Consider the following 10764-nt stretch of genomic DNA (forward strand, 5'->3'; position numbering starts at 1 on the left):
CCCCCACCACAGGGAAAGCATCTCATAGAAATTCGAAAGAAGCCGGATTCGGATTGACGTTAAAACCATCTCAACACCCTTATTAAAAAGCTAAATAATAAAAGCCTAAAACTGTCAGTTTTCAGGGATTCCACACAACTTGACAAAGAGCCATAAAAAATATCTTGATATTCATCTTGTTGTCAGCAATACTGAAAAAATGGCGGTTTCCGCAGCAGTAGATGCGACCTTAAAGGTAGACTTTGATACCCAACAAGACATCGGTTTTTATGACAGTGAAATCTATCAAATGGTCACTTTGACAGAAAGCAATTTACTTGTCACCTTTGAAGAAGATCTTCATCAACCAAAAATTCGGGTGAATGATGAGCCTGTTCGAAAGTTAGTAATCAAAGTTTTGAATGCCGAGGTGTAATGTGAAAATTTATAAGTATGTTACAACATTTGCAGCAGCAGCTCTTCTGTCCTTTGCCTTGGTGAATCAGGTTTCAGCAGATGAGCAGAGTGATTCAACCGTGGGAACTGATCCGGAAACTGTCTCGGTGCAGCCAGTCGAAACGGAAGAGAGTGCTACGAATGTAGTGGATTCTCCAGCAGTGGCTACTGTGACAGAAGCTGAAGTTTCTCATTCGGAAACTTCAGTAAGTCCGGTCTTTGAAGCGTCGGATGTAACCTTGAATGGTCAGGGAGTCGATATCACCAATCAGGTCTTGGATAAACTCCAGGGAGATGATTTTACGGTTGTTGTGAGCTATGAGCAAGCGAAACATACTGGAATTCAAGCTCTATTTGGCATCTCGAATGCAACAGCAGGGAATCAGAATAGCTATCTGGATCTCTTTGTCCGAGATACGGGTGAATTGGGGATGGAAGCGCGAGATACTGCTTCCAAGACCAATAATCTTGTAGCGCGCCCCGCATCTGTTTGGGGCAAATACCGTCAGGAACCGGTATCGAATACGGTGGCCTTAGTTGCCGATTCGACGACGAATACCTATTCACTCTATGCAAATGGGACGAAGGTTGTTGAGAAAAAAGTTGATCGCTATCTCACCCTGGACGATATTAAAGGAGTCAATTCGGTTGTATTAGGGGGGGTTCGTCGATACGGAAAAATTGACTTTGGCTTTACAGGCCATCTTGAGAGCCTCAAAATTTACAACCGTGCTTTAGAAGCGGCAGCAGTTGAACAGATGACCCGCAATCATCTTACCTCCCGCTTAATTTATAAGGCTAATGACGCAACAGGGTCAAACTATTTTAGAATTCCAGTTCTTTATACCTTGAGCAATGGTCGTGTACTATCCAGTATCGATGCTCGGTATGGTGGCACTCATGATTTCTTAAATAAAATCAATATTGCAACCAGTTACAGTGACGATAATGGAGTTACGTGGACAGAACCTCGCTTGACCTTGGCCTTTGATGATTTTGCAAATGTTCCTCTTGAGTGGCCGCGAGATCCAGGTATGCGAGACTTGCAGATTAGTGGCGGTGCAACGTATATTGATTCGGTTATTGTAGAAAAAACAGATCACCAAGTCTTGATGTTTGCGGATGTCATGCCTGCAGGGGTTAGTTTCCGCGAAGCGACTCGTGTGGATTCTGGTTACAAAGAGATTAATGGTAAGGTTTATCTGAAATTGAAAAAATCAGGGGATAACCAATACCATTACACGGTTCGTGAAAATGGTGTCATCTATGATGATCGCACCAATCAGGCTACGGCTTATACGGTGGGAAATGATTTTTCAATCCAAGAAAATGGTAGCGCTTTAAAAGTTGAGCAGTATTCCGTAACCTTTGAGAACAATCGGAAGACAGAGTATAAAAACGGCAAAATGGTCAATATGAACATTTTCTATAAAGACTCTCTCTTTAAAGTAGTGCCGACCAACTATATTGCTTATATCACTAGTGATGATGCAGGAGAAACCTGGTCAAGTCCAACTCTCCTACCACCATTGATGGGCTTGAAGCGTAATGCTCCTTATTTGGGACCAGGTCGTGGGATTGTTGACTCGAAGACAGGACGAATTCTGGTAACCTCTTATACCGGTAAAGAATCCGTCTTTATCTACAGTGATGATAATGGCCAAACTTGGGAAGCAAAAGTTGTTCCGCTTCCGTCTAATTGGTCTGCAGAAGCCCAAATTGTGGAATTGAGTCCAGGTGTACTCCAAGCTTACATGCGTACTAATAATGGTAAGATTGCTTACCTAACCAGTAAGGATTCTGGAGAGACGTGGGGGGCTCCTGAATATCTCGATTTTGTAGCAAATCCAAATTATGGTACAGAGCTGTCAATCATTAACTACAGTCAGAAAATTGATGGCAAGAAGGCAGTTATTCTCAGTACCCCTAATTCTCGGAGTGGTAGAAAACATGGCCAGGTGTCTATTGGATTGATTCATGAGGACAACACGATTGAGTGGCGTTACCATCATGATGTTGATTCCAGTCAGTATGGTTTCTCTTACTCAACCTTGACGGAGTTACCAAATCATGAAATTGGCCTGATGTTTGAAAAATTTGATTCTTGGTCCCGAAATGAGCTTCATATGAAGAATGTAGTTCCCTATATTAGCTTTAGTATTGAGGACCTAAAAACGGTTTAGTTTAAAACAGGAGAAAAATGATGGTTAAATATGGAATTGTTGGAGCAGGTTATTTTGGTGCTGACCTAGCACGTTCAATGAACAAAATCGAAGATGCGGAAATCGTTGCTGTTTTTGATCCCAATCATGGTCAAGAAGTAGCAGAGGAGCTAGGCGCAGATGTTTGTGCGAGTTTGGATGAGCTTGTTGAGCGTGAAGATGTGGAGTGTGTGATTGTAGCGTCACCAAGCTACCTTCACCGTGAGCCAGTTGTAAAAGCAGCAGAACATGGGAAACATGTTTTCTGTGAAAAGCCAATTGCCTTGAATTACGAAGATTGTAAGGCCATGGTTGATGCCTGTGAGGAGAACAATGTTATTTTCATGGCTGGTCACATTATGAATTTCTTTAATGGGGTCCACCATGCTAAAGAGTTGATTACACAAGGTAAAATCGGTAAAGTGCTTTACTGCCACGCTGCCCGTACCGGTTGGGAAGAACAACAACCAACCGTGTCTTGGAAAAAAATTCGTTCCCAATCTGGAGGCCACTTGTATCACCATATCCATGAATTGGACTGTATCCAATTTATCATGGGTGGTATGCCTGAAAAAGCGACAATGGTAGGTGGCAATGTCTATCATAAAGGTGAGAATTTTGGGGATGAAGATGACATGCTGATCGTGAATCTGGAATATGCAGATGATCGCTATGCTATTTTGGAATACGGAAACGCCTTCCGTTGGGGTGAGCACTATGTGTTGATTCAAGGGACCGAAGGTGCTATCAAGCTTAATTTATACAACACAGGTGGAACGCTTCGTGTGAAAGGTGAAGGAGAATCACACTTCTTGGTTCATGAAACACAAGAGGAAGATGATGACCGGACAGCAATCTACACCGGACGTGGGATGGATGGTGCGATTGCCTATGGTAAGCCAGGAGTTCGTTGCCCACTCTGGTTGCAAACATGTATTGATAAAGAAATGGCTTACTTACACGATATTATCAAAGGTGGCGAGATTACAGATGAATACGCCAAACTCTTGAATGGCGTGGCAGCACTTGAATCAATTGCGACTGCCGATGCGTGTACCTTATCTGTGACAGAAGATCGTAAAGTAGCTCTTGCTGAAATTGTTAAGGACTAGTTTTTAGGAAAATAACTAGATGTACAATGTTTCAGTAGGCGAACTGCATTGATTTCACCATCTTTTACAGACCTACTGAACTGTGTGGAGGTGGGACAAGGGAATCGACTTCTTAGTAAATTGATTTCCTTGTCCCCTTTTTTAATAACGATTCAAAAAGGAGATTAGATAGCTTTTGAATTGAAAGGATAACATCTATGAGAAAGATTATCGGAATTGATATTGGAGGAACCAGCATAAAAGCGGATCTATATGATGAAAACGGCAAGAGTTTTCAAGAATATCGAGAAGTTGAGACCCACATTGACTATGCAAATCAATCCAATGATATTTTGGACCAGGTTTGTCAATTAGTAGAGGACTACCAGCAAAAGCATGTAATTGATGGGGTCGGTATTTCTTCAGCGGGGGTTGTGGATAGTCGTCAGGGAAGAATTGCCTATGCTGGTTATACCATTCCAGGTTATATCGGTGTCAATTTTGTTGAGACAATTGGACAGCGATTCCAGCTTCCGGTAGCTGTTGAAAATGATGTCAATAGTGCAGCTCTGGGTGAGACCTGGTTGGGTCAAGCTAAGGATCTGTCTTCCGTTGTGATGATTACAGTTGGAACAGGAATTGGCGGTGCGATTGTGCTGGATGGTCAGATTGTGACGGGTCACAATTTTACAGCTGGTGAAGTTGGCTATCTTCCGATTAAAGGTCAAGATTGGCAGAACGGAGCGTCGACAACTGCTCTTGTCCGCCTGTATGAGAACAAAAGTGGGAAAAGCCAACAAGACGGACGGAGTTTTTTTACCGCCCTTGAGGAGGGGGATCCAGTTGCTGAAGAGACCTTGGAAAGTTTCCTTGACCATTTGACGGAAGGAATTTTAACGATTTCTTATCTTTTGAATCCAGAAGCATTTATCATCGGTGGTGGTATTTTTGCAAGAGCTGATTTACTTTTGCCGAGAATCAAGGCGGCTCTTGTTCATAAGGTACAAGATGAGCGCTTTTTGCCTAAGCAATTACTAGCAGCGTCGTTAGGAAATGCTGCAGGACGATTGGGTGCCGTCAAGCATTTTCTCACCCAATATCCACTACAAGGTTAGGGAGGTATGCGTGTGTCAGATTCTATTTTTACAACAATGGAAAACATTGAGCGGGAAGCTCAACTCATTGTAGAAGAGTATGAAGAGCAGATTCAAGAAGCGCGAGCAAGATCTGAAAGAGAGTTGAGCCAGCTTTTGCAAGAGCGCCAAGCCGATTATCAAGCAGAGTATGAGCAATTGGCACAACAGCTATTGAGTGATAAACAAGCCTTGGATCAGGAAGTTGCTGATAAGATTCAGGCCAATGAGCAAACAATCCAACAAGTTTCTATGAATTATAAAGAGGAATTTGTGGAAAAAATTGTGAGTAGGGTGGTTGCGTATTATGGCCATTAGTCCAATGAAAAAAATTGCCTTACTGTTTACCAGTGAGCAAGTAGATGCTGTCACCGAATTGCTACAGGGTCTAGAAATTGTCGAGATTCAAGATTTAAAAGCTCAAGATTCCTGGATCCAAGCCTTTAGTAGCCAACAGGTTACCAGTCCACAACTATCTGTGAATGTCTATTCGGATCAAGAAAATTCAAAAGAATTGGTGGGAGATGAGGTTTTACGACATCTTGAAAATCAGCAACGGCATTTAGAGGTCCTCCGTGAGCGGTTAAGAGTTTATCTCCCTATTCCAGGAGTAGTAGAGCGACTACGAACACCACCACAAGCCGTAACAGCCACTGAACTCAAGTCCTTGGGTGAAGGGGAGCGAATGGTTCGCTTGAGTCAGGAGATTCAAACCAAACTTACTCGAGTTAAGGTCATTGAAGACTCCTTAGAGGATAACCGAGATCTCATGAAGTTGCTAGAGCCCTGGCGTGATCTACAATTTTTCCCCAATAATCTGAATGAATTCCAGTTTTTGCAGGCGCAGGTGGGAACATTGCCGCGAACAGCAGATGATCAAGCCTATAAAGTTCTGCTAGCTGCTGAGGGGCTTCAGGTAGAGGAGCTGTTTGTCACAGAGAAGGAATACGGTCTTCTTTGCCTATCTCAGGGAAATCCAGAAGATATTTTAAAAACAGCTGGTTTTCAAGTCTTTGACTATGATGAGCCGATGCTACCTGGGGAGAAACTGCACCAGTTAGCCAGTGAAAATCAGGAGCTGGAAGCGGAAAAGGCTGCCTTAGTCGACCACTTGGGAACTTATCAGGAACAGCTGGGAGCCTTGCAGGGGCAAATTGACTTTTTGTTGACCCAGAAATCCCGGCAGGTCTCCAAAACCTTGATGGCCAACACCACTCATTTGACGGGATTAGAAGGCTGGATTGAAGAAGAGCGTTTGCCAGAGTTGCAAGAGGCCTTGGAGACTGAGTTTGGTTCGACAGTGTTTCTAACAGAGTTGACAGTGGCGGACGAGGAGCAGGCTCAGATTCCGATCAAGCTAAACAATACAGCTCTAGTCGAACCCTTTGAACTACTAACAGAGATGTATGCTTTGCCCAAGTATTATGAGAAGGATCCAACACCGATTCTGGCTCCGTTCTACTTTACTTTTTTTGGCATGATGGTAGCTGATTTGGGTTATGGTTTATTGATTACGCTATCGGCCTTCCTAGCTCTCAAGCTCTTCTATCTTCCCAAAAATACCATTCGTTTTATCAAGTTCTTCAGCATTCTAGGGATTGCAGTCTCCATTTGGGGCCTCATTTACGGCTCTTTCTTCGGCTATGATTTACCGTTTCATCTCATTTCGACCAGGACAGATGTTATGATGATTTTGATTGTGTCGGTTGTCTTTGGTTTGCTGACGGTTATCAGTGGTCTCTTCTTAGGAGGTCTTCAAAAAGTGAAGATGAAAGACTATAGCGAGGCCTATCATTCAGGCTTTGCTTGGTGTTTGATTTTGATCGGTCTGGCCATGGTTGCTGTTGGTTCTCTGGCTCAGCCCTATGCTGTCTTAGCGACGATTGGTAAGTGGTTGGCCATTCTGAATGCCCTAGCCATCTTGGTTGTGTCTGTGGTTCAGTCCAAGAGTCTTGCGGGGCTTGGGCAGGGATTCTTTAACCTCTACAATATTTCCTCGTATGTTGGGGACTTGGTCAGTTTTACCCGTCTGATGGCTCTGGGCTTATCAGGAGCCAGTATTGGTTCTGCCTTTAATTTAATTGTCGGTCTGTTTCCAGGCATTTCGAAATTTACGGTTGGTCTAGTTATTTTTATAGCACTCCATGCCATCAATATCTTTTTATCACTCTTGTCAGGATATGTGCATGGGGCACGTCTTATGTTTGTTGAATTTTTTGGCAAATTTTATGAAGGGGGAGGACAAGCTTTCTCACCTTTGAAAGTATCGGAAAAATATATCGTACTCAAAGAACATCAATCCAGTCTAGGAGATGAAGCCAACAAGCGCTCATTTTGATGTTCAAAGAGTATCGGGATAAAACATCCATCGGAGGATTAGTAAATGGAACAATTAGCAACTTATTTTGCAAGTCATGGTGGCGCCTTCTTTGCGGCTTTGGGAATTTTTATGGCCGTTGGTTTTAGTGGTATTGGTTCCGCCTTAGGGGTCGGTAAGGCCGGACAAGCGGCAGCAGCACTTTTGAAAGAGCAGCCGGAAAAATTTGCATCGGCTCTGATTCTTCAATTGCTCCCAGGGACCCAGGGGCTCTACGGTTTTGTTATTGGCATTTTGATTTGGTTGCAGTTGACGCCAGACCTATCCCTTGAGAAGGGAGTGGCCTACTTCTTTGTTTCCCTACCGATTGCCCTTGTTGGTTATTTTTCGGCAAAACATCAAGGGAACGTTGCGGTAGGCGGTATGCAAATTCTGGCGAAACGGCCGAAAGAGTTTATGAAGGGGGCTATTTTGGCAGCCATGGTTGAAACTTACGCTATCTTGGCCTTTGTTATTTCCTTCATTTTAACCCTAAAAGTATAGTCTTTTAGTACGAGTTAAGGCAGTAAGCAGTAGGAGGTTGGACATGGCCGATATTGAAGCATTAAAAAATTCCGTCTTGGAGCAGGCGCGACAAAAAGGTCAGCAGCGGTTTCTAAAGGCGCAAGAACAGATCAAAGAGGACTTTGAGCACCAAAAGACACAATTGTTAGGAATCAAAGAGTCAAATTTTCAACAGCGAATTAAGGAACTCAAGCAGGTCCATCAAGCTGAATGCCAACAAATCAAGAATAGAGAACGGCAGTCGACCCTGGTTGCCAAACAAGCAATCTTGCAGGAACTCTTTCAAGCAGCCTATCAGACCATGGCTGACTGGTCTGAAGAAACAGAGCTGGCTTTTATTCGCAGTGTTTTGGACAAATATTCAGAGGAGAGAGCTCAGGTTGCCTTTGGGCAGGTTACCCTTCAGAAATTAGGGCATGACCAAGTCAGCCAACTTCAGCTAGCTTATCCGCACATGACCTTTGATCAGGAGAGCATTGCTCAGGAAGCAGGTTTGGTGGTGTCTATTGGTAGGGTTGATGATAATTACCTGTACCGTCACTTGGTAGACTCGGTCTATAAAGCAGAGAGTTCACGGATCGCTAATGAAATTTTTACACGCTAATTGGAGCCCAGATGTTTAGAGAAAAGGAGGTTGGAAAGAACTAGAATGAATGGTCACGATTTTACAGAAATTAATGTTGAAATAGCTGTTCGCGAACAGGCTTTCATTTCTCCCGAAACCTTTCAGAAACTTTTGGAAGCAAATCATCAAAGTGACCTCCTGGCTATTTTAGGAGATAGTATCTATTCCTTTGGGGATAAGGATTTAGCCAGTTTGGAGGCTATCGATAATAGGCTTATGAAGCGTCTGATTGAGGAATACAACTGGGCCTTTTCCCAAAGTCCTAACCAGGCTATTGTCTCTGTCTTTGCCGTCCGCTATGTGTATCATAATCTCAAGGTTCTCCTGAAAGGTAAAGCTCTAGAACGAGATTTCTCTCACCTGTTAATTCCGATTGGAGCGGAAAGGATCGAGGAGCTAGACCATTTGGTAACTACCCTGTACTCAGACCAGTTAGGAGCGGAGCTAGTGGACGAGGTGCGTTCGATTTGGGAGGATTACCAAACCTATCACAATCTCCGTATTTTGGAACTTGGCGCTGATTTAGCTTATTTTAGACACCTGAAGCGGTTATCGGCTGACTTGGATCCAGTCCTTCAGCAGCTTGTCCGAATGATGACGGATTTTTACAATGTCATTGCTGTTAAACGAGGACTTAGCCAGCAGAAAACGGACAATGGAATTTATCAAGTCTTGTCGGATGAGGGAAGTTTTCCAGCGAAAGCCTTTATTCAGATGGTTGAAGAGGATAAACTCATAGACTGGTTTGGTCAGTTAAATACTTTGCTAGATGCGGACATAGAGGAGTTTGAAAATCGGATTCGCCGTTCAGAAATTTCGACAGTTGATTTAGAGTATCTTTCGGATTTTATGCTGTTTAAACTGTTGGACAGCCAGGAGTTAACCTTAAATGGACCTCTATTTTTAGCAAAGTATCTGTTGAGATGTGAGTTTGAGATCAAGAATATACGCTTGATTTTATCAGCCTATCACAATCATCTTCCTTCAGATTTATTAGCAGAAAGAATGAGGCCGATATATGGACAGTAAACAGTATAAGATTGCGGTGGTTGGCCGTCGTGATACCATTTTGCCCTTTCAAATGGTTGGCTTTGATGTCTTTCCTGTTCAAATGGAGAGGGAAGCCCAAAACACCATTCGAAAGCTAGCGCAAACAGGTTATGGGATTATCTATATTACAGAGGATATTGCAGCTCTGATCCCTGAGACGTTGGATTATTATGAGAAACAGGTTCTTCCTGCCCTGATCTTGTTGCCAACCCATGAGGGGAGTTCAGGTCTAGCTCTAGGAAGAGTACAAGAAAATGTGGAGAAGGCTGTCGGCCAAAATATTTTATAGAGTTGGTTCAAGATGGCCATTCAAGAATAGGCAGTCGAGTAAGTGTTGCGTTTTCGGTCTATTTTTGGAGTAGAGACGAATGAGGAGGATAGTAGTGACTCAAGGAAAAATTAGTAAGATTTCTGGCCCTCTTGTAGTTGCCTCAGGAATGCAAGAGGCCAATATTCAAGATATTTGTCAGGTCGGGCATTTGGGTCTCATCGGTGAAATTATCGAGATGCGGCGAGACCAAGCCTCGATTCAGGTTTATGAAGAAACATCTGGACTAGCACCCGGGGAGCCTGTCGTTACAACAGGCCATCCCCTATCGGTAGAACTGGGTCCTGGTTTGATTTCAGAGATGTTCGATGGGATTCAGCGCCCTCTAGAACGTTTTAAACGGCAAACAGGGAATGATTTTCTGATTCGTGGTGTCGATATTTTAAGCTTGGATAGGGAGAAAAAATGGTCTTTTGTACCAAGCCTTGAAGTGGGGCAAGCGGTTTCAGCTGGGGATATTTTGGGGACAGTTGCGGAGACCAAGTTGATTGAGCATCAAATTATGGTTCCTTATGGAATCTCTGGAAGGCTCCAGTCAATTCAAGCCGGTGACTTTACTGTTGCAGAGACAGTTTATGAGATTGCCTTGGAGAGCGGGGAGGTTTATCAGGGGACTTTGATGCAAAAATGGCCGGTTCGGAAAGCACGTCCGGTGGCCAAGCGTCTGATTCCGTCTGAACCGCTAATCACGGGTCAGCGGGTTATTGATACTTTTTTCCCTGTAACAAAGGGAGGAGCGGCAGCTGTTCCTGGTCCTTTCGGTGCTGGTAAAACCGTTGTGCAACATCAAGTCGCGAAGTTTGCGAATGTTGATATTGTGATTTATGTTGGTTGTGGGGAACGTGGAAATGAGATGACAGACGTCTTGAATGAATTTCCTGAATTGATTGATCCCAATACAGGTGAATCCATCATGCAACGCACTGTACTGATTGCTATAGTCGTTTAGCTTATAAACCGTATATGATATACTTGTCTTATGGCATACGGAATTGATTTTAGAAAACGTGTCCTCGCTTA

The 10764-nt window shown here is 43.5% G+C and carries 9 protein-coding genes and 2 pseudogenes; all 11 read left to right on the plus strand.

What is annotated here, in order from left to right; translation table 11 throughout:
• Window positions 1-148: 148 nt before the first annotated feature.
• A pseudogene (locus E5983_RS06790) lies at window positions 149-415 on the plus strand (NanQ anomerase/TabA/YiaL family protein); the annotation flags it as partial.
• A gap of 1 nt (window position 416) precedes the next feature.
• Window positions 417-2618: an exo-alpha-sialidase gene (locus E5983_RS06795; RefSeq protein ID WP_331251099.1), complete on the plus strand. Its 2202-nt coding sequence runs from the start codon at window positions 417-419 to the stop codon at window positions 2616-2618.
• Between the two features lie 20 nt (window positions 2619-2638).
• The gene (locus E5983_RS06800; protein WP_160333126.1) at window positions 2639-3748 is read left to right on the plus strand and encodes a Gfo/Idh/MocA family protein; all 1110 of its coding nucleotides are present in this window, start codon (window positions 2639-2641) and stop codon (window positions 3746-3748) included.
• A 197-nt stretch (window positions 3749-3945) separates the two neighbouring features.
• Window positions 3946-4842: an ROK family protein gene (locus E5983_RS06805; protein WP_160333127.1), complete on the plus strand. Its 897-nt coding sequence runs from the start codon at window positions 3946-3948 to the stop codon at window positions 4840-4842.
• Window positions 4843-4854: 12 nt separating this feature from the next.
• Complete coding sequence (locus tag E5983_RS06810) at window positions 4855-5178, plus strand: hypothetical protein (RefSeq protein ID WP_160333128.1); 324 nt, start codon at window positions 4855-4857, stop codon at window positions 5176-5178.
• The gene (locus E5983_RS06815) at window positions 5168-7198 is read left to right on the plus strand and encodes a V-type ATP synthase subunit I (RefSeq protein WP_160333129.1); all 2031 of its coding nucleotides are present in this window, start codon (window positions 5168-5170) and stop codon (window positions 7196-7198) included. Before E5983_RS06810 ends, E5983_RS06815 begins: the two co-directional genes overlap by 11 nt.
• A gap of 45 nt (window positions 7199-7243) precedes the next feature.
• Entirely contained in the window at window positions 7244-7720 is a 477-nt protein-coding gene (locus tag E5983_RS06820) for a V-type ATP synthase subunit K (protein WP_160333130.1), read from the plus strand.
• A gap of 43 nt (window positions 7721-7763) precedes the next feature.
• Window positions 7764-8345 carry a V-type ATP synthase subunit E family protein gene (locus E5983_RS06825; protein WP_160333131.1) on the plus strand — a complete coding sequence of 194 codons (582 nt, stop codon included), beginning with the start codon at window positions 7764-7766 and terminating at the stop codon, window positions 8343-8345.
• Between the two features lie 30 nt (window positions 8346-8375).
• Entirely contained in the window at window positions 8376-9395 is a 1020-nt protein-coding gene (locus E5983_RS06830) for a V-type ATPase subunit (protein WP_160333132.1), read from the plus strand.
• Entirely contained in the window at window positions 9385-9705 is a 321-nt protein-coding gene (locus E5983_RS06835; RefSeq protein WP_160333133.1) for a V-type ATP synthase subunit F, read from the plus strand. The genes E5983_RS06830 and E5983_RS06835 overlap by 11 nt, the downstream gene beginning before the upstream one ends.
• A 94-nt stretch (window positions 9706-9799) precedes the next feature.
• Window positions 9800-10681, plus strand: a pseudogene (locus E5983_RS06840) (V-type ATP synthase subunit A); the annotation flags it as partial.
• Window positions 10682-10764: the final 83 nt, after the last annotated feature.

Source organism: Streptococcus danieliae, assembly GCF_009767945.1.
GTDB classification, from domain to species: Bacteria; Bacillota; Bacilli; order Lactobacillales; family Streptococcaceae; genus Streptococcus; species Streptococcus danieliae.

Bases quoted from the DNA above. Each gene is read 5' to 3' on its own strand.
- E5983_RS06815 (WP_160333129.1), top strand. From the start codon at position 5,168: ATGGCCATTAGTCCAATGAAAAAAATTGCCTTACTGTTTACCAGTGAG.
- E5983_RS06800 (WP_160333126.1), top strand. From the start codon at position 2,639: ATGGTTAAATATGGAATTGTTGGAGCAGGTTATTTTGGTGCTGACCTA.
- E5983_RS06835 (WP_160333133.1), top strand. From the start codon at position 9,385: ATGGACAGTAAACAGTATAAGATTGCGGTGGTTGGCCGTCGTGATACC.
- E5983_RS06820 (WP_160333130.1), top strand. From the start codon at position 7,244: ATGGAACAATTAGCAACTTATTTTGCAAGTCATGGTGGCGCCTTCTTT.
- E5983_RS06825 (WP_160333131.1), top strand. From the start codon at position 7,764: ATGGCCGATATTGAAGCATTAAAAAATTCCGTCTTGGAGCAGGCGCGA.
- E5983_RS06805 (WP_160333127.1), top strand. From the start codon at position 3,946: ATGAGAAAGATTATCGGAATTGATATTGGAGGAACCAGCATAAAAGCG.